Source organism: Actinoplanes sp. NPDC051346, from assembly GCF_040682215.1.
Taxonomy (GTDB): Bacteria; Actinomycetota; Actinomycetes; order Mycobacteriales; family Micromonosporaceae; genus Actinoplanes.
In genome coordinates this window covers 137,681-155,040 of sequence record NZ_JBFBAJ010000002.1, presented here as the reverse complement: position 1 = coordinate 155,040, position 17,360 = coordinate 137,681, and the positions used below count along the sequence as shown (strand labels likewise).

The 17,360-nt window shown below is 70.9% G+C and carries 18 protein-coding genes, 1 tRNA gene and 1 pseudogene; 13 read left to right on the top strand and 7 right to left on the bottom strand.

Features of this window, described 5'->3' with window-relative positions; translation table 11 throughout:
* Positions 1–71 precede the first annotated feature (71 nt).
* The 5 genes from AB0M36_RS05145 to AB0M36_RS05125 all read left to right on the top strand — a co-directional run bounded on the left by AB0M36_RS05145 (position 72) and on the right by AB0M36_RS05125 (position 4,413).
* Positions 72–374: an urease subunit gamma gene (locus tag AB0M36_RS05145; RefSeq protein WP_364152675.1), complete on the top strand. Its 303-nt coding sequence runs from the start codon at positions 72–74 to the stop codon at positions 372–374.
* Positions 371–823, top strand: coding sequence for an urease subunit beta (locus tag AB0M36_RS05140; RefSeq protein WP_364152672.1), 453 nt, complete (start codon positions 371–373; stop codon positions 821–823). Before AB0M36_RS05145 ends, AB0M36_RS05140 begins: the two co-directional genes overlap by 4 nt.
* Positions 820–2,430: an urease subunit alpha gene (locus AB0M36_RS05135; protein WP_364152669.1), complete on the top strand. Its 1,611-nt coding sequence runs from the start codon at positions 820–822 to the stop codon at positions 2,428–2,430. Before AB0M36_RS05140 ends, AB0M36_RS05135 begins: the two co-directional genes overlap by 4 nt.
* Before the next feature lie 67 nt (positions 2,431–2,497).
* Positions 2,498–3,700, top strand: coding sequence for a helix-turn-helix transcriptional regulator (locus tag AB0M36_RS05130; protein ID WP_364152666.1), 1,203 nt, complete (start codon positions 2,498–2,500; stop codon positions 3,698–3,700).
* Between the two features lie 71 nt (positions 3,701–3,771).
* Positions 3,772–4,413 (top strand): LysE family translocator, encoded by a 642-nt coding sequence (locus tag AB0M36_RS05125; protein ID WP_364152663.1) that lies wholly within the window; start codon positions 3,772–3,774, stop codon positions 4,411–4,413.
* Here AB0M36_RS05125 and AB0M36_RS05120 read toward each other — a convergent pair.
* Together AB0M36_RS05120 and AB0M36_RS05115 are read right to left on the bottom strand one after the other, a co-directional pair.
* Positions 4,411–5,586 (bottom strand): annotated as a pseudogene (locus tag AB0M36_RS05120) (helix-turn-helix transcriptional regulator); the annotation flags it as partial. The gene AB0M36_RS05125 and the pseudogene AB0M36_RS05120 overlap by 3 nt on opposite strands.
* A 302-nt stretch (positions 5,587–5,888) precedes the next feature.
* Positions 5,889–6,719, bottom strand: a complete 831-nt coding sequence (locus AB0M36_RS05115) for an SDR family NAD(P)-dependent oxidoreductase (RefSeq protein WP_364152660.1) — start codon at positions 6,717–6,719, stop codon at positions 5,889–5,891.
* Positions 6,720–6,819: 100 nt separating this feature from the next.
* Here AB0M36_RS05115 and AB0M36_RS05110 point away from each other — a divergent pair, with 100 nt between their 5' ends.
* The 3 genes from AB0M36_RS05110 (at position 6,820) to katG (ending at position 10,231) form a co-directional block, all read left to right on the top strand.
* Positions 6,820–7,398, top strand: coding sequence for a CGNR zinc finger domain-containing protein (locus tag AB0M36_RS05110; RefSeq protein WP_364152657.1), 579 nt, complete (start codon positions 6,820–6,822; stop codon positions 7,396–7,398).
* A 104-nt stretch (positions 7,399–7,502) separates the two neighbouring features.
* A complete protein-coding gene (locus AB0M36_RS05105; RefSeq protein WP_364152654.1) occupies positions 7,503–7,958 on the top strand; it encodes a Fur family transcriptional regulator in 456 nt (151 codons plus the stop codon).
* On the top strand, positions 7,955–10,231 hold the full coding sequence (katG, locus tag AB0M36_RS05100; RefSeq protein ID WP_364152651.1) for a catalase/peroxidase HPI: 2,277 nt from the start codon (positions 7,955–7,957) through the stop codon (positions 10,229–10,231). The genes AB0M36_RS05105 and katG overlap by 4 nt, the downstream gene beginning before the upstream one ends.
* 67 nt (positions 10,232–10,298) lie before the next feature.
* Here the strand turns inward: katG and AB0M36_RS05095 are convergent, their stop codons facing one another.
* Genes AB0M36_RS05095 through AB0M36_RS05085 form a run of 3 tightly spaced genes read right to left on the bottom strand, consistent with a single transcriptional unit; the run spans position 10,299 to position 11,747 of the window.
* Complete coding sequence (locus AB0M36_RS05095) at positions 10,299–10,925, bottom strand: maleylpyruvate isomerase N-terminal domain-containing protein (protein ID WP_364152648.1); 627 nt, start codon at positions 10,923–10,925, stop codon at positions 10,299–10,301.
* 10 nt (positions 10,926–10,935) lie between these two features.
* Positions 10,936–11,358 carry a type II toxin-antitoxin system Phd/YefM family antitoxin gene (locus AB0M36_RS05090; RefSeq protein WP_364152646.1) on the bottom strand — a complete coding sequence of 141 codons (423 nt, stop codon included), beginning with the start codon at positions 11,356–11,358 and terminating at the stop codon, positions 10,936–10,938.
* A gap of 50 nt (positions 11,359–11,408) precedes the next feature.
* Positions 11,409–11,747 carry an Lsr2 family protein gene (locus AB0M36_RS05085; RefSeq protein ID WP_364152643.1) on the bottom strand — a complete coding sequence of 113 codons (339 nt, stop codon included), beginning with the start codon at positions 11,745–11,747 and terminating at the stop codon, positions 11,409–11,411.
* A 177-nt stretch (positions 11,748–11,924) separates the two neighbouring features.
* On the opposite strand from AB0M36_RS05085, the gene AB0M36_RS05080 reads away from it, so the two are divergent.
* Both AB0M36_RS05080 and AB0M36_RS05075 read left to right on the top strand, forming a co-directional pair.
* Entirely contained in the window at positions 11,925–12,656 is a 732-nt protein-coding gene (locus AB0M36_RS05080) for a hypothetical protein (protein ID WP_364152641.1), read from the top strand.
* 25 nt (positions 12,657–12,681) lie between these two features.
* Positions 12,682–12,778, top strand: a tRNA-OTHER gene (locus AB0M36_RS05075).
* A gap of 286 nt (positions 12,779–13,064) precedes the next feature.
* Here the strand turns inward: AB0M36_RS05075 and AB0M36_RS05070 are convergent.
* A complete protein-coding gene (locus AB0M36_RS05070) occupies positions 13,065–13,460 on the bottom strand; it encodes a helix-turn-helix domain-containing protein (RefSeq protein ID WP_364152638.1) in 396 nt (131 codons plus the stop codon).
* Positions 13,461–13,539: 79 nt separating this feature from the next.
* Between AB0M36_RS05070 and AB0M36_RS05065 the strand changes: the two genes are divergently transcribed.
* Positions 13,540–14,472 (top strand): NADP-dependent oxidoreductase, encoded by a 933-nt coding sequence (locus AB0M36_RS05065; protein WP_364152635.1) that lies wholly within the window; start codon positions 13,540–13,542, stop codon positions 14,470–14,472.
* 24 nt (positions 14,473–14,496) lie between these two features.
* Here AB0M36_RS05065 and AB0M36_RS05060 read toward each other — a convergent pair whose 3' ends face one another.
* Positions 14,497–15,690, bottom strand: coding sequence for an EAL domain-containing protein (locus AB0M36_RS05060; RefSeq protein ID WP_364152632.1), 1,194 nt, complete (start codon positions 15,688–15,690; stop codon positions 14,497–14,499).
* Between the two features lie 274 nt (positions 15,691–15,964).
* On the opposite strand from AB0M36_RS05060, the gene AB0M36_RS05055 reads away from it, so the two are divergent.
* Entirely contained in the window at positions 15,965–16,615 is a 651-nt protein-coding gene (locus AB0M36_RS05055) for a hypothetical protein (protein WP_364152629.1), read from the top strand.
* Positions 16,599–17,168: a TetR family transcriptional regulator C-terminal domain-containing protein gene (locus tag AB0M36_RS05050; RefSeq protein WP_364152626.1), complete on the top strand. Its 570-nt coding sequence runs from the start codon at positions 16,599–16,601 to the stop codon at positions 17,166–17,168. The genes AB0M36_RS05055 and AB0M36_RS05050 overlap by 17 nt, the downstream gene beginning before the upstream one ends.
* Positions 17,169–17,360: the final 192 nt, after the last annotated feature.

The following is a 17,360-nucleotide window of genomic DNA, read 5'->3' as shown; positions in this document are numbered from 1 at the left end:
TGGCCGTCCGGCGCTCCGCCCGTACCCGTGCTTTGATCTCTGGATGACCTGACGCTCAGGGGGAGGCTCGCTTGTTCCTCAGCCAGCACGAGCAGGAGCGCCTGCTCATCCACGTGGCGGCCGAGGTCGCCCAGCGCCGGCGGGAGCGCGGACTACGCCTGAACCACCCGGAGGCGACGGCGATCATCACCGCTCACCTGCTGGAGGGGGCGCGCGACGGGCGCACCGTGTCCGAGCTCGTGGACGCCGGGCGGCGGGTGCTGACCCGCGCCGACGTCATGGAGGGCGTGCCCGAGATGCTCGCCGAGGTGCGGGTCGAGGCCACCTTCCCGGACGGCGCGAAGCTGGTCACCGTGCGCGGACCGATCCCGTGATCCCCGGCGAGATCATCCCCGGCGACGGCGACATCACGATCAACCCGGGCCGGCCGGTGCGGCACCTCACCGTGCGCAACACCGGAGACCGGCCGGTGCGGGTCGGCTCCCACTACCACTTCGCCGAGTCCAACGCGGCGCTCGACTTCGACCGGGACGCCGCCTGGGGACACCGGCTCGCCGTGCCCGCCGGCACGTCGGTGCGCTTCGAGCCCGGCACGCCACGCGATGTCCCGCTGGTGCCGTTGACCGGCAACCGGATCGTGCCCGGCCTGCGCGGCCTGGCCGCCGGCCCGCTGGACCCGTCGCCGCGCGAGGACATCGAGCCCGCCGGGGCTCTCGACGAGGACCTGCCCGAGAACGGCAGCGGCCGGCTCGACGAGGACCTGCCCGAGAACGGCAGCGGCCGGCTCGACGAGGACCTGCCCGAGAACGGCAGCGGCCGGTGAGCACGCTCGACCGCGGCCGGTACGCCGCCCTCTACGGTCCCACCGCCGGCGACCGGATCCGGCTCGCCGACACCAACCTGCTCATCGAGGTCGAACAGGACCGCAGCGCCGGCCCGGCCCCGGGCGACGAGGTGGTCTTCGGCGGCGGCAAGGTGATCCGCGAGTCGATGGGTCAGTCTCGGGCCACCCGCGCGCAAGGCACCCCGGACACGGTGATCACCGGCGCGGTCGTGCTCGACCACTGGGGCGTCGTCAAGGCCGACATCGGCATCCGCGACGGCCGGATCGCCGCTCTCGGCAAGGCCGGCAACCCCGACACCATGGACGGCGTCCACCCCGATCTGGTGATCGGACCGGGCACCGAGATCATCGCGGGCAACGGGAAGATCCTGACGGCCGGCGCGATCGACAGCCAGGTGCACCTGGTCAGTCCCACCATCCTGGACACCGCCCTGGCGAGCGGCACCACCACGATCATCGGCGGCGGCACCGGGCCGGCCGAGGGCACCAGGGCGACCACGGTCACCCCCAACCCCTGGCACCTGGCCCGGATGCTCGAAGCCCTCGACACCTGGCCGGTCAACGTGCTGCTGCTCGGCAAGGGCAACACCATGAGCGAGGATTCGCTCTGGGAGCAGCTGCGCGGCGGCGCGGGCGGTTTCCAGCTGCACGAGGACTGGGGCACCACCCCGGCCGTCATCGACGCGGCACTGAAGGTGGCCGACGCGTCCGGCGTCCAGGTCGCGATCCACACCGACACCCTCAACGAGGCCGGATTCGTCGAGGAGACGATGCGGGCCATCGCCGGGCGGTCGATCCACGCGTGCCACACCGGGGGGACGGGAGGCGGGCACGCGCCGGACATCATCACCGTCGCCGCCCACCCGAACGTGCTGCCGTCCTCGACCAACCCGACCCGGCCGTCCACGATGGCCGCCGAGGACCTGCTGCACGACCTCGGCGCGATCTCCATGATCGGCTCGGGTTCGCAGGCGACGGGCCGCGTCGGCGGGGTCGTCACGCACACCTGGCAGACCGCCCACGTGATGAAGGCCCGCAGGGGCGCCCTGCCCGGCGACGGCGCCGCGGACAACCTGCGCGCCCGGCGCTACGTCGCCAAGTACACGATCAACCCCGCCGTCGCGCACGGCATGGCGGAGCGGGTCGGCTCGGTCGAACCCGGCAAGCTCGCCGACCTCGTGCTGTGGGACCCCGCGTTCTTCGGCGTACGGCCGGCGCTCGTCATCAAGGGCGGCATGATCGCGTACGCGCAGACGGGCGACACCAACGCCTCGATCCCGACGACCCAGCCGATGCTGCCCCGCCCCATGTTCGGCTCCTACGGTATCGTGCCGGCGGTGACGTCGGTGGCCTTCGTCGCCCCGGCGGCGATCGACGCGCTGCTCGGCGACCGGATCGGGCTCAAGCGGGCCCTCGCGCCGGTGGCGGACACCCGCTCGGTGAGCAAGGCGGACCTACCCCTCAACGACGTGACGCCGCGCATCGAGGTGGACCCGCACACGTTCACGGTCCGCGTCGACGGCGAGGTCGTCGAGCCGGATCCGGTCCCCGAGCTGCCCATGACCCAGCGCTACCACCTGTTCTGACGAGCCCCGACCGCGGTGGTACAGGGATGAACCACCACTTGGGAGCGGCGGCGCTACCGTCGCTCGTATGACCCCACGACGGAGCGCGGACCCCGCGGTCAGCGAACGGATCCGCGCGCGCCGCCTCCTGCGCGGGTGGAGCATCCGGCACGCCGCCAGCAGGGCCGGCATCTCGCACGCCACCTGGAGCCGGATCGAACGGGGACTCCAAGCGGCCGACAACCGGTTCACGCTGGCGGCCATCGCCGGCGCGTTGCAGTGCGCGCCGGCCGACCTGGCCGGCACCGAAGTGCCGGCACCCGACCGGGCGACCGCCGCGGCCCGGGCCAGCGTGCTCGGCCTGCGCCGGGCCCTCATCGACATCGACCTGAGCGAGCCACCGGCCGGGCCCGCGCCGCCGATCGCCGAACTGGCCCGCAGCGTCGCCCTGGCCGATGCCCTGCACCAGGCCTGCGACTACGCCGGCGCCGCCCGCCTACTCCCGGACCTGCTGCGCGACCTGCACACCGAGACGGCCGGCCCCGACCACAGCGAGGCACTGCGACTGCTCTGCGACGCGACCTCCATCGCCTCCTCGGTGCTGCGCAACCTCGGGCATCCCGCGGACGCCTGGCTGGGCGCGGAGCGATGCCGCGACGCGGCGGACGCGTCCGGCGACCCGGTGCTGCGGGGACACGCGGCGTACGCGCTGGCCAGGGCGGCCACCGCCTGCGGGTCGTACCAACGGGGACAGACGCTCGCCGAGCGGGCCGTGGACGACCTGGGCCGACACCTCGGCCGGCCCGGCGGCCCGGAGGTGCTCGGTTTCCTGCACCTGGTCGCCGCGCTGGCCAGCCAGTGCCGGCGGCGACTCGACGACAGCCGGGACTGGCTGACCGAGGCGGCCGGCCTGGCCCGTCGGACCGGCGAGACCAACACGATGAGCATGTTCTTCGGCCCCACCAACGTGAACATCTGGCGGATGAGCATCGAGGTCGACCACGGCGACCCGGCCCAGGTGGTGCAGATCGCCCGGCACACCGACCCGGCGATCCCGGTCGGCGTCCGGCAGGTCTTCTACTACGCCGACACCGCCCGGGCGTTGGCCCTCCTCGGCGGACGCGACCGCGAGGCGATCCGCTTCCTGCTCACCGCGGAACGGATCGCGCCGCAGCACGTGCGCACGTCGGCCGAGCTCGCGGAGACCGTCCTGGTCCTGCTCGACCGGTCCCGCCGGCAGGCCGGCGGCACCGCGCTACGCGGACTCTACGAACGCATGCGGACCAGCTGAACGAGGAGCGCGGAGCCACCCGGCGGCGATTGGCCGTGGACCGGCCCGGCCGGGCATGACAGCGTCGGATCATGATCACTGCTGGAGCAGCCCTAGGCGTCACCATGGTCGCGCTCGGAATGGTGCTGACCCCCGGGCCCAACATGATGTACGTCGTGTCCCGCAGCATCACCCAGGGCCGCCGCGCCGGACTCGTCTCCCTCATCGGCGTAGGCGCCGGCTTCCTCTGCTACGTCGCCGCCACGGCATTCGGCCTGTCGGTCGTCTTCACCGCCGTACCCGAGCTCTACACGGCGGTCAAACTCGCCGGCGCCGCCTACCTCGGCTGGCTGGCATGGAAGACGCTGCGTCCGGGCGGCGCGTCCGTGTTCGCGCCGGTCGACCTGCCCCCGGACTCCAACCGCCGGCTCTTCGCCATGGGCCTGCTGACAAACCTCCTCAACCCCAAGGCCGCCATCATGTACGCCTCACTCATCCCCCAGTTCATCGACGTACGGGCGGGGCACCTGGTCCTTCAAGGATTCCTGCTCGGCGGCATGCAGATTGTCGTGAGCCTTCTGGTCAACGGCCTGCTGGTGCTGATGGCCGGCGGAATCGCGGTCTTCCTGGCGCAGCATCCCGGCTGGCTGCGCGTGCAGCGGCAGGTGACCGGTACCGCTCTGGGTCTCATAGCGGTGAAGCTGGCAACCGATCGCGCACCGGCAACCGCGTGACGAGGCCGGCCGCCCCCGGTGGCTCTCGGCGCCGATCAGACGGGTGACAGCGTCGATGCGGCGCTGGAGGCGTACAGACCCGGCGGAGACGGCGCTGGTGTCGATCTGGGCGAGCTGGGTGCGGGCCGCGTCGAGGTTGCCGGTGCGGGCGTAGCCCTCGGCGAGCCAGGTCCGGTAGAGGCCGACTTCACGAAGGTGGTCCGGGTGGTAGCCGGCCAGAGCGTGGATCAGCAACGGTTCGGCCTCCGCCGGTTGGCCGAGTTGAATGTGGCAGCGGGCGGCCATGACGTCGATCTCGTTCCGGTCAAGCCAGTACACCCATTCCGGCTCGCCGACCTCGGGGGTGCGTCGGTCGAAGGCGTCATCGACCGCGTCCAGGGCGCGCTGACAAGCATTCCGATCGTGACAGCGGGCGGCGGCCCAGGCGAGGCGTTCCAGAAGCAGCGCGCGCACAGTCGGGGTCGCGTCGGCGGCGCCGGCGACAGCGGTTCTGGCGATGAGTAGGCCGTCTTCGCGTTTGCCGACGGTGGTGATCTGGTAGGCGAGGCTGGACAGCAGCTGCGCCCCGAGGGCCCGGTCGCCGGCGATGTCGGCCGCCGCGACGCCGGTGAGGTAGGCCTGCTCGGCGTAGCGGTAGAACCCGGCATCGGAGGCGATCCAGCCGACGAGTTGCGCAAGCTCGGCGATCACCGTGTGCAGACGGACGGCAAGCCGGTCGGTGTAGACCGCCTCGGCGGCCAGCCGGGTGACCCGGTCGAGTTCGGCACGGACCTCGGGCAGCAATTCCCGGCTGCCGACCACGTCGTCGCGGTGCCGCAACGCCACCACTCGGGCTTCCCACCGGGACATCTGCCCAGCCCCGAGGCGGCGGCCGGCCTTTGGCCGTGGCTCGGCGGGCGACTGACCGCCACAGAGCCATTCATGGGCGGCGCGAACCGGGTCGTGGGGGATGCCGATAGGGACGCCGAGGACCTGTTCGTAGCGGTCGACGACGTCCGGGGTGGGTTGGCGGTGGCCGGTCTCGACGTGGCCGAGGTAGGGCTTGCTGAAATGGGTCAAGGCCGCCATGGTCGCGAGGCTGTGCCCGGCCGCTTCGCGGGCGGCGCGGAGCCGGGCGGCGAGGTCGCCGCAGGGTGGAGACGGTGGCAGACGGTGATTGTCTTCCATACGCATCCCTTGAACGCCGATGCTGGACGCAGGCCCAGCCGGAACGCGACTCAAGTACCGGACCGGTTGGCGCCGATCCGGGGAAGGCCGGTCGCGGTGGCACAGAACCCGTCGTCGATCCGTGTTCTTGGCAGCCTGCGGTGCACACCGGCCTTCCCTACCCTAGCCCACCAGCCGAGGGGATGCCGCCGCAAAGTCGATGCACGTACCTGTCCCTCCGGTGTGGACGTGCTGGGCGGCCGAGGCCAGTCGTGACGCGTTCCGACCCGGGCAGCTCCAGCGTGGAGTTGCCCGGGTCGGGCTCCGGGTCAGGCGGCGGCGACGATTTTGGTCCATCCGTCCAGGTCGCGCAGCCGGGCCCGCAGTGCGGTGCGCATGCCTTCGGCGCTCGCCTCGCCCAGGGCCAGTCGCAGGGGTGCGGTGTCGGCGTCGACCGTCGCGAGGATGGCCGCCGCGATGCCCGCCGCGTCGGCGAACGCCGAGGACGGGAGTTCGCCAATTCCCTGCCGCACCGCGCGGACGGTGGGGTCGTAGTCGGGCGTGGGGTCGGCGACGGCCAGGTTGGACAGGAATCCGGTGGCGGTGAACTGCGGCTGGACGATCGTCACCTTGATGCCGAGCGGGGCGAGTTCGGCGACCAGGGCGTCGGAGAGCCCCTCGACGGCGTACTTGGTGGCGGCCAGCAGACCCACTCCGGGGTGGGCGGACTGCCCGTAGACGGACGAGCCTTGCAGGATGTGGCCCGATCGTTGGGCCCGCAGCACCGGCAGGGTCGCGCGGAGGACATTGAGGACGCCGAAGACGTTGGTGTCGAAGACGGCCCGCGCCTGGGCGTCGCTGGCCTCCTCGACTGCTCCGAAGAGGCCGTAGCCGGCGTTGTTGGCCACGACGTCGATGCGGTCGAAGGCGGCGACGGTGCGCTGGACCGCGTTCTGGACGGCGGCCTCGTCGCGGACGTCGGCGGTCAGGGTGAGCAGGGTGGTGTCGAACTGCTGGGCGAGGTCGTCGAGGCCGCTGGTGGTGCGGGCGAGGGCCGCGACGTTGTCCCCTCGCTGGAGCGCGGCGAGGGTGAGCTGACGTCCGATGCCGGAGGTGGCGCCGGTGATGAACCAGGTCTGAGCGGGAGCCGAAGTTGTCATGTTGCGACCGTAACCGGTTAGCTCGCAACATCAAAGACCCCATCCGCGGAAGTGTTGTGGGCCACTCAGGTTGACCACCGCTGTTCGATATGCTTGCCGCATGGTCGACGGCACGGCGCGTAGCCCCCTCGCTCCCCCGGCGGGAACGGTTCTGGTGCTCGACTTCATCAACACCAAGGTCCACGGCGGCGTCGGCACCGATCGGCTCGGCGACGCCGGGTCCCTGGCGGAGTGGCTGTCGACGGCCGGGTTGATCGGGCCCGACGTCGTGGTCACGACGGCGGATGCGGCCAGCGCGCGCGAGCTGCGCGATGCCCTGGTCACGGTGCTGCTGGCCCATTCCGGCGCCGAGGACGGCAACGACGAGGCGCTCGCCGCCGCGGAAAGCCAGCTGCGCCGGACGGCGTCGCTGCACCCGCTGGTGCCCATCATTACGGCCGAGGGCGCCGCGCTCGCGTCCGAGCAGTCGGGGGTGGCGGGCGCCCTCGGGGCGATCCTGGCCGCGGTCGCGGATGCCGCGGCCACCGACAAATGGGGCCGACTGAAGGCCTGCCGCAATCCCCCGTGCCACTTCGGGTTCTTCGATCGCACCCGCAACGCCTCCGGCGCCTACTGCAGTTCCACCTGCGGCTCGCAGGTGTCGATGCGCGCCCTGCGCCAGCGGCGCAAGAGCCCCTGACCGTCGAATCCCGGCGTCGTCAGCCAACGGCGCCATAGGGTGAGGAGCGCCGACGCCGGTCGGTAAACTTGATTTATTCCAGACAAGAGTCCTAAGGTCATCCGGTGACGTCCGACTTCGAGGCTCAGCTGCGGGCGGTCTCGTTGCGCGTGACCCGGCCCCGGTTGGCGGTGCTCGCCGCGCTGCGCGACCATCCGCACGTCGACACCGACACGGTGATCGCGCTGGTGCGCTCCGACTACCCCTCGGTCTCTCACCAGACCGTGTACGACGTGCTGCGTGCGCTCACCGACACCGGTCTGGTGCGGCGCATCCAGCCCGCCGGCGCGACCGCCCGCTACGAGTCGCGGGTGGCGGACAACCACCATCACGTCGTGTGCCGCTCCTGCGGTGCGATCGCCGATGTCGACTGCGCCGTCGGCCATGCCCCCTGTCTGACCGCCGACGACGACCACGGCTTCGTGGTCGACGAGGCGGAGGTCGTCTATTGGGGCACCTGCCCCGACTGCGCGACCGACACACTCCCCAGTGATCCGAGCAGTTCGGAAGGAAACAGATGAGCGACACTCAGGACAACGCCTCCTCCAACGCGCAGGGGGTGGACCAGAAGGCGGCGGCCGGATGTCCGGTCGCGCACGACTCCGTGACCGCGCACGGCAGCGAGAGCGAGAACCCGGCGATCGACTCGCCGACGCCGAAGACCGGCGGTCGGCCGCGGACCAACCGGGACTGGTGGCCCAACCAGCTCGACCTCGCGGTGCTGCACTCCCACTCGTCGAAGGGCAACCCGCTGGGGGACGACTTCGAGTACGCCAAGGAGTTCGCCAAGCTCGACGTCGAGGCCCTCAAGCGTGACATCGTCGAGGTGCTCACCACCTCGCAGGAGTGGTGGCCTGCCGACTTCGGCCACTACGGCGGGCTGATGATCCGGCTGAGCTGGCACGCCGCGGGCACCTACCGCATCCACGACGGCCGCGGCGGCGCCGGCGACGGCAACCAGCGGTTCGCCCCGCTGAACAGCTGGCCCGACAACGCCAACCTCGACAAGGCCCGGCGGCTGCTCTGGCCGGTCAAGCAGAAGTACGGGCAGAAGATCTCGTGGGCCGACCTGCTGGTGCTCGCCGGCAACGTGGCGCTGGAGTCGATGGGCTTCAAGACCTTCGGTTTCGCCTTCGGCCGGGCGGACGTGTGGGAGCCGGAGGAGATCTTCTGGGGCCCGGAGGACACCTGGCTCGGCGACGCGCGCTACCTGGGCGACGCCAAGCTGGCGGACGAGTTCGGTGCCACCGAGATGGGTCTCATCTACGTCAACCCCGAGGGGCCGAACGGCAACGCGGACCCGCAGGCCGCGGCGTTCTTCATCCGGGAGACCTTCGGCCGGATGGCGATGAACGACGAGGAGACCGTCGCCCTCATCGCCGGCGGTCACACCTTCGGCAAGACCCACGGCGCCGGCCCCGCCGACAACCACGTCGGGCCCGAGCCCGAGGGTGCGCCGCTGGAGGCGCAGGGCCTGGGCTGGCTGAGCAGCCACGGCAGCGGCAAGGGCGGTGACACCATCACCAGCGGTCTCGAGGTGACGTGGACCGACCGGCCGACGCAGTGGAGCAACCGCTTCTTCGAGATCCTCTTCGGCTACGAATGGGAGCTCACGACGAGCCCCGGCGGCGCCAAGCAGTGGGTCGCCAAGGACGCCGAGGAGATCATCCCGGACGCTCACGATCCGTCCCGCAAGCACAAGCCGACGATGCTCACGACCGACCTGTCGCTGCGTTTCGACCCGACGTACGAAAAAATCTCCCGCCGTTTCCTGGAGAATCCCGACGAGTTCGCGCTGGCCTTCGCCAAGGCCTGGTACAAGCTGCTGCACCGCGACATGGGCCCGGTCAGCCGCTTCCTCGGACCGTGGGTCCCCGAGGCCCAGCTGTGGCAGGACCCGGTGCCGGCCGCCGGCCAGCAGCTCGTGAACGACGCCGACGTCGCCGCCCTCAAGGCGAAGGTGCTGGAGTCCGGCCTCACGACCGCCCAGTTGGTCTCCACCGCCTGGGCCTCCGCCGCGAGCTTCCGGTCCACCGACAAGCGCGGCGGCGCCAACGGCGCCCGGATCCGCCTCGAGCCGCAGCGCGGCTGGGAGGTCAACCAGCCCGAGCAGCTCGCGACGGTGTTGACCGCCCTCGAGGGCATCCAGCGGGAGTTCAACGGGGCCGGCGGCGCGCAGATCTCGCTCGCCGACCTGATCGTGCTGGCCGGCTCGGCCGCCGTCGAGAAGGCGGCGCGCGACGCCGGCGTCGAGGTGACCGTGCCGTTCCGCGCGGGCCGCACCGACGCCAGCCAGGAACAGACCGACGCCGAGTCCTTCCGGGTCCTCGAGCCGCGTGCCGACGGCTTCCGCAACTACCTGCGGGCCGGCGAGAAGACTCAGCCGGAGGTGCTGCTCGTCGACCGCGCCTACATGCTGGACCTGACGGCGCCCGAGATGACCGTCCTCATCGGCGGTCTGCGCTCCCTCGGCGCCAACGTCGGCGGCGCCCAGCACGGCGTGCTCACCGACCGGCCCGGCGTGCTCACCAACGACTTCTTCGCCAATCTGCTCTCCCCGGGGACCCGGTGGAAGGCGTCGGAGTCCGAGGAGCACGTCTACGAGATCCGCGACTCGGCCACCGATCAGCTGAAGTGGACCGCCACCGCGGTCGATCTGATCTTCGGCTCCAACTCCCAGCTGCGGGCCCTCGCGGAGGTCTACGCCAGCGAGGACGCCCGCGGGAAGTTCGTGGCCGACTTCGTCGCGGCCTGGACCAAGGTCATGGAACTCGACCGGTTCGACCTGGCCTGATCCCGCTCGCACCGACGAGCCCGGCCGGCCCTCGGGTCGACCGGGCTTGTCGTGCATTGCCGCAATGTCAGAGAGCCGCGATCGACGCGGGCGCCCGTTCCCGCCGGGCGAGAGCCCGGACCACGGTCAACGGCCCGTGTCGCCACGCCGCTATCCGGCTGAGTAGCTGAATCGTCGCCTCGGTCGCGGTGTCGGGCAGGGGCGGCGTCGGCAGGCCCAGAGTGACCGCCAGATCATCGGCGTGGACGACCAACTCCAGGACGCGGGTCAGCAGGAAGTCGTCGACGGTCAGCCCCCACTCCCCGAGGTCGACGATGCGATCCGCGGGCTGCGCCGGCACCAGGACCCGCAGCTCGCTCAGCGCGGCGTCGACGTCCCCGGCGAGCCTTTCGGGAGTCGTCGCGGCGGCGGCCCGCTCGCTGCGATGCCGGATGTCGACGTTGTCGGCGCTGTCGACGCCCGAGGTCACCCACCCGTTGCCGGTGAAATGCTCCAGGACCGCGATGGCGGATGCCCCCGGCTCGGCGCCGAGGAGGGTCACGCTGTGGATCACCTGGTTGGCCAGGTGACGGGCAAGGCCTCCGGTGGAGAAGTCGGGCAGAGCGCTGGGCCGGGGCCATCGTTCGGCCAGCACCGGCTCGCGCAGCAGGGCCGCGGCGACCTCTGCCGACTCCAGGAACGCATGTCGGATCATCGTTGCCATGCTAGGCCGATCCCGACTGCTCGCCCTCCGCCCACAACGCTCGATGCAGGACGCGTAGCTGATCCAGCCGGCGGTGACGGTCCGCGGGGCATAGCTGGTCGATCAGCGCCCACGCCTCCTGGAGCGCGCGTTGCAGGTCGTCCGCCCTTTGCTGATGTTGCAGGCGAAGCTCCTGGCGCATGGTGTCGAGGCGCTGCTGCCACCCCCGGGCGGCCGCCTGCTGGCGGGCCTGGGCCGCCTGAGCCTCGCTTCGACTTCGGGCGGTGTCGGCGGGGACGAGGGCGGCGATGGGGTGGCCGCCCTCGGTGATGACGGTGACCGCGCCGGTCAGGTTGGTCATGCGGGCCAGGGCGGTGAGCCGGGTGCGGACGTCGTTGATGGGCAGTTCCGTCGACGGCTGACGCGTCGGTGAGGGCTGAGCCATGACGCCATAATGGCGGGCACCTATGACACTTTTCGGTGCCCGGCGACGCGTCAGCGGCTGCGGTACGCCTCGACCACCGCGGTAGGAATGCGGCCCCGTTCGTTGACCGCCCAACCGTTGTTCGTGGCCCATTCCCGGATGGCCTGGTTCTCGTCCCGCGACGTACGCCCCGTCCCGGTCGCGGCGCCGCGGCGGGTCAGGCCCGAGGTGGGGCGGCCGATTCGGGTGGCGGCGGCGACGTACGGGCCGAGCGCCTTGCGCAGCTTACCGGCGTTCTTTTCGTGCAGGTCGATCGTGTAATTGACGCCGTCGAGGCCGAATTCGATGGTGTAGTCGGCCTCCTTTCCATCCAGGTCGTCGGTGAGTAGCGTCAGAATCTGCTTTGCCATGTGCGCTCCCGCTCGTGCCAGCCCTCTAGTGGCGGTCCACCGCCGCGCGGTGGCTCATAGTCACTCTATGCGATATTTCCGCCTTTTCCGCAGCGCATTGGCGGGCAGCGCGGACGGAAAATAATTCGGATTCCTTGATCGACCGGTGTACCGTTCGCTGCGCTGAAAGGGGACATCGTGCCGAAGCTGAACCAGATCATCGCCGTGGAGAAGGGCGTCAAGAGCAAGGCCTTCGCCGAGCTGAGCGAGGCCCACCACGCCGTGCAGAAGACCGGCCCGCTCGCCGGCATCTCCCGGACGTACCAGCCGAAGGACGAGGAGGGCGAGCAGCTGCCCGCCGAGTCGACGCGGGTGCAGATCAAGGCGGAGGACATCCTGCGCGGGGTCGCGGGCACGCTGACCCGGATGTTCGACGTCACGGCGACGAAGGACTGGACGAACTGCGTGGCACGCGCGGATGTGGTGGTCGACGGACGCACCATCGCCGCCCAGGTTCCGGTGACCTACCTGCTGTTCCTGGAGAAGCAGCTCGTCGACCTCCACACGTTCGTCAAGAAGCTCCCGGTGCTCGACGCCGCCGAGTCCTGGCTGCGCGACGATTCCACGGACAGCTGGCGTACGGAGCCGGTGCGCACCAACCGCACCAAGAAGGTGCCGCGCAACCACGTCAAGGCCGAGGCGACCGACAAGCACCCCGCACAGGTGGAGGTGTACTACGAGGACGTCACCGTTGGATACTGGACGACCGTGAAGTTCTCGGGAGCGCTGCCGGCCAAGCGGGTCAACGAGATCCTCGACCGGGTGCTGGCATTGCAGACCGCGGTGAAGTTCGCGCGCGAGGAGGCCAACAACACCGAGGCCGCCGACCAGCGGGTCGGCGCGGCCGTCTTCGACTACCTGTTCGGGTAGTCGTCACCGATTCCCCCGTGGGAGCGCGGGGGTGCGCCGGAAACCCGGCGCGAAGCTGACAGCTGAGGCTGAAACTGAAGAAACCGGTGTCAGTGCGGGTTCGAGTCCCGCCCCCCGCACCACCGCGCGGGGGTAGCCCAACTGGCAGAGGCAGCCGGTATGAAACTCAGATTCTCGCTCCAATGTCAGCATTCACCACCGATCACCAGGTCGACCGAGCGTCGGACGAGGACAGCGGATGCCGGTTCAAGTCCGGTCCGCCGCGCTTCGAGCGGCGGTAGTTTAAAGGCAAAACCCGTTGTCGTGACGAATGATCCACGCTCTTAAACGTGCTGGTGTGTGCAATTCGGTGGTACCGAGAGGCCCGGGGATTGGCCATATCCCCGGGCTTCACCATGTCGGGAAGGGTCACTGGGCGTCATATCGCGCCCGGGCGGCGTGGACCTGCGGGATGTGGGTCTCCGCCCACTCCTTGACGGCGCGTTGCAACGGCAGCAGCGCCTCGCCCAGCGGGGTCAGCGCGTAATCCACGCGGGCCGGCACCGATGCCGTGACGGTCCGGCTGACCAGACCGTCACGCTCGAGTTTGCGCAAGGTCTGGGTGAGCATCTTCTGGGTGGCCCCCGCAACGGTACGGGCAAGGTCGGCGTGCCGCAGCGGCCCGTCGGCCAGCGCGCTGACCACCAGGGTCAGCCACTTGTCGCTCAACGTGGACAGCAGTTCGTGTCCCGGGCACTCGGCCAGGTTGGCGTTGTATGCCCGACGCGCCAGGTCGCGGCGCTCGGCGGCGGAAGCGGTGGCCATGGTCAGAAACCTCCGGGTACCCCAGGCACTTCGAGGTGCCTTCTTACCGATGCACCCTATTCTTTCTAGCGTCGACGGCATGCAAGCAGTCATCGTCCGCCGCTTCGGCGGCCCCGAAGTTCTCGAAATCGCCGACGTCCCGCCGCCCCGGCCCGGCCCGGGACAGGTGCTGATCCGGGTCGCCGCCGCCGCGGTCAACCGCATCGACCTCTCCACCCGGGCGGGCCGGATCACCGAGGCCGGCCTCCTCGCCCCGGCCCCGACCGTCGCCCTCGGCTGGGACGTGGCGGGTGAGGTGGCCGCGACCGGTCCGGGCGTCACCCGCTTCACCACCGGAGACCGGGTGATCGGGCTCCGTGACCTGCTCTCCGCCGCCGGCACCCAGGCCGAACAGGTGGTGCTCGACGAGAGTGCCGTCGCTCGCGCCCCGGCGGGCATCGACGACGCCGAGGCCGCCACCCTGCCGCTGGCGGGGCTGACGGCGGACCGATCGCTGGAACTGGCCGGGCTGCAACGGGGGCAGACCCTTCTGGTTACCGGCGCCGCCGGCATGGTGGGTGGCATCGCGCTTCAGCTCGCGGCGCTCCGCGGCATCCGGACGGTAGCGGCCGCCGACGCCGCGGACGAGCCGCTGTTGCGGCGCCTGGGCGCGGATCACGTGGTGCCACGTACGGATCGGCTCGGCGCGGCGGTGCGGGACCTGGTTCCCGGTGGGGTCGACGCGGTCATCGACGCCGCCGTCGTCGGGATCGGGGCGCACGAGGCGCTGCGCGGTGGTGGCGTCTTCGTCGCGCTGGTCGCACCGTTCGCCCCGCCGCCGTTGCGCGGCACCCGGGTCGTGGTACAGGAGGTGTTCGCCGACGGCGCTCGGCTGGCGGAACTGGCGGAACTGGCCGAGGCCGGCCAGCTCACCTTGCGGGTCGCGGAAACGCTGCCGTTGGCGCGCGTGGCCGAAGCCCACGAGCGGATGGCCGCCGGTGGACTGCGCGGCCGACTCGTACTCGTGCCGTGAGCCACGGGCCAGCTTTACGCGGCCTTACACCGAGAGAGCGACCGCGTAGTCCTCGCGCAATTCCTCCGGGCTGGTAGCCCGGCCGAAGTGCCAACCCTGACCGAGGTCGACGCCGACGGCGGCCAGTGCCGCGGCGTCGGCTTCGGTCTCGACGCCCTCGGCGACCACTGTGGCGCCCGTGGCTCGGGCGAGGTCGACCAGGGAATGCGTCACCACGCTCAGGACCGAGTCGGCGCCGATGCCCGTGACGATGCTGCGGTCCAGCTTGATGACGTCCGGCGCGGTGACCACGATGTGCCGAAGCGACGAGAATCCCGCCCCGACGTCGTCGATGGCCAGCCGCATGCCGCGGGCCCGCAGCGGGGCCAGCACGGCCTTGAGGGCGTCGTAGTCCTCGACCGGTTCGTGCTCGGAGAGCTCCAGCACCACCCGGTCCAGGGGGAAGCCCTGGAGCAACCGGGTGCAGGCCTTGGTCAGCAGGGTCGCGGGCGAGACGTTCATCGTCACGTAGTGCGGCACGCGGTCCAGGTGGGCCGCGGCCCGCCGCAAGGCCAGCATCTCGAGCCGGTGTCCCTCGCCGATGGCGTGGGCTTCGGCGAAGCAGCGGTCCGGGGGCAGGTTCCATTCCCGAGGGAAGCGGCTCAGTGCCTCCGCGCCCACCCGCCGCCGGCTCGCCAGGTCGACGATCGGCTGGAGCAGGACGACCGGCCCGCCGGCGTTGAGGACCGGGGTGAGGCGGTCGGAGATCTCTGCGTGCCGGGCCAACTCCCGCAGGCCGGGCTCGATGATCACCGACGCGGCGTGCGACAGCACGTCCATCAGTGCCCGGTCGCGGGAGGCGAGCGCGGGGTCCGTGGGGAAGCCGGCCGCGCAGAAGGTGCCATAGACCGTGCCGTCGCTGAGGACCACCGGCACCGAGACGAAGCTGCGCAGCCAGGGCACCTTGCCGCCCGGCAACGCCATGGCCTCGGGGTAGTCGGTGACGTCCGCCATCACCGGCGGCAGCCGGCCGTCCATGATCGCCTGGCAGAACGAGGATTCCTGGGGCTGGGCCATCCCGACGGAGAACATGTCCGGGATTGTGGAGTCGACGGCCTCCAGGTGCTGGGTCGTGCCGTCCATCCGAGTGAGGAAGGCGGACCCCAGACCCAGCGACTGCCGGGCCGTCCGCAGCAGGTCGGCGAGCTGCTCCGCTGCTTCCGTACGCGTGCCGAGCACGTTGCCTCCCCTCCGCGGCACCCGCGCCGCCACCAAAGGTCAATCGGCGGGCGCGCCGCCATCTTGAGGCTCGCTTGAGGCCCGGTACCGAGCCGGCGGCCGCCGGCGAGGTCCGGCTGATCGCCGTACCGACCCCATCCGCAGCACCGGCCTCAGGGTCACCGCAAGCCCGCTGCCGCCGGCCGCCCCACCCGTTGGCATTGCAGTTGTATTGGAACGTCGGCTATCCTCGGTTGCAATACGACTGCACCGCAAAGGGAAGGGGTGAACCAGGATGGCCGGCAAGACGGGCCCGCTCCTGCGCCGGGCCGCCGAGATGGAAGCCGCAATGTGGCGCAGCATGTACGTCTGGGCACGCCGCAAGCCGCTGGAGCTCGCCCCGGGCGACGAAACCTTCTCGTACCTCGGTGTGGTCAAGCCGATCCTCGGGGTTCTCATCGCCCTGTCGGTCGTGGAGATCCCGATCCTCGACATCATCATCAAGAACGTGGTGCCCTGGCAACCGGCCCGCCTCATCATGCTGGTGCTCAGCATCTGGGGCCTGCTCTGGATGCTCGGCCTCCTCGCCAGCCTCAAGATCCACCCGCACGTGGTCGGCGACGCCGGCATCCGGGTGCGGATGGGCGCCGGCCCCGACTTCACCGTGGCCTGGGAGCAGATCGAGTCGGTGAGCAAGAGCTACCGCTCGATGCCGTCCAGCAAGTCGGTGCAGTACGAGGACGACCACGGCCGCCGGGTCCTGCACATCGTGGCGGGGAGCCAGACCAGCGTCGACGTCCGGCTGCGCCGCCCCACCACCGTCCTGCTGCCGCAGGGCGAATCCGAGCCGGTCGAGGAGCTGAGACTGTACGCCGACGACCCCGAGGCCCTCGTCCGGAAGGCGCTCGGTCACGTGAAGGCCGCGACCCATGCCGAAGAAGGTTGATCATCAGGAACGTCGCCGGCTCATCGCCGACGCGCTGATGCGGGTGGCCGCGGATCAGGGCCTGGAAGCGGTGAGCCTGCGGCACGTTGCCGCCGCTGCCGGCGTCTCGACCGGCTTGGTGCAGCACTACTTCCGCACCAAGGACGAGATGATGACGTTCGCCCTGTCGGTCGTGCGGGAGCGGAGCCGGACCCGGCTCACCGAGGCGATCGGCCGGCTGGGCGACGACCCACCGGCGCGGCTGCTGCTGCGTACGCTGATCGTCGCCCTGCTGCCGTTGGGCGAGCAGAGCCGCGAGAACGGCCGGGTGGCGCTCGCCTTCCTGGCGTACACGGCGGTGCGCCCGGAGGCCGCGTCCAGCCTGCGCCGCGACACCACGGCGATGCTCCGCTTCATCGCGGGCCTGCTTCCCGGCCCGGCCCCGGCCGCCGCCGCGGCGAACCTGCTGGCGCTGATGGAGGGGCTGGGCGTCTACCTGCTCTGTGGCCACTACTCCCCCGACCAGGCCCTGGCCGCCCTGGACGCCCACCTCGACCTCCAGTTCCCCGGGTAGCCTCAGGAAAATCTCCACAGGACATACTCGACGTCCCTGTCGCGCAGAGCCACCTTGCCGATCATGCGATCAGTATGCGTACGAAAAAAGAAACTCGAAATCTTCGGCGGACCTGTCGATTGGCGCCGGTCCCGTTCGTAGCCCTGGTGAGAGACCGGCACCGAGCCGGCTCGCGGATCCACCGGAGGCCAT

Excerpts from the sequence above, each read along its gene's own strand:
- AB0M36_RS05115 (WP_364152660.1), bottom strand. The coding sequence starts at position 6,719 with ATGACAACTTCGGCTCCCGCTCAGACCTGGTTCATCACCGGCGCCACC.
- AB0M36_RS05065 (WP_364152635.1), top strand. The coding sequence starts at position 13,540 with ATGCAAGCAGTCATCGTCCGCCGCTTCGGCGGCCCCGAAGTTCTCGAA.
- AB0M36_RS05095 (WP_364152648.1), bottom strand. The coding sequence starts at position 10,925 with ATGATCCGACATGCGTTCCTGGAGTCGGCAGAGGTCGCCGCGGCCCTG.
- AB0M36_RS05125 (WP_364152663.1), top strand. The coding sequence starts at position 3,772 with ATGATCACTGCTGGAGCAGCCCTAGGCGTCACCATGGTCGCGCTCGGA.
- AB0M36_RS05055 (WP_364152629.1), top strand. The coding sequence starts at position 15,965 with ATGGCCGGCAAGACGGGCCCGCTCCTGCGCCGGGCCGCCGAGATGGAA.
- AB0M36_RS05050 (WP_364152626.1), top strand. The coding sequence starts at position 16,599 with ATGCCGAAGAAGGTTGATCATCAGGAACGTCGCCGGCTCATCGCCGAC.
- AB0M36_RS05085 (WP_364152643.1), bottom strand. The coding sequence starts at position 11,747 with ATGGCAAAGCAGATTCTGACGCTACTCACCGACGACCTGGATGGAAAG.
- AB0M36_RS05070 (WP_364152638.1), bottom strand. The coding sequence starts at position 13,460 with ATGGCCACCGCTTCCGCCGCCGAGCGCCGCGACCTGGCGCGTCGGGCA.
- AB0M36_RS05130 (WP_364152666.1), top strand. The coding sequence starts at position 2,498 with ATGACCCCACGACGGAGCGCGGACCCCGCGGTCAGCGAACGGATCCGC.
- AB0M36_RS05090 (WP_364152646.1), bottom strand. The coding sequence starts at position 11,358 with ATGGCTCAGCCCTCACCGACGCGTCAGCCGTCGACGGAACTGCCCATC.
- AB0M36_RS05110 (WP_364152657.1), top strand. The coding sequence starts at position 6,820 with ATGGTCGACGGCACGGCGCGTAGCCCCCTCGCTCCCCCGGCGGGAACG.
- katG (WP_364152651.1), top strand. The coding sequence starts at position 7,955 with ATGAGCGACACTCAGGACAACGCCTCCTCCAACGCGCAGGGGGTGGAC.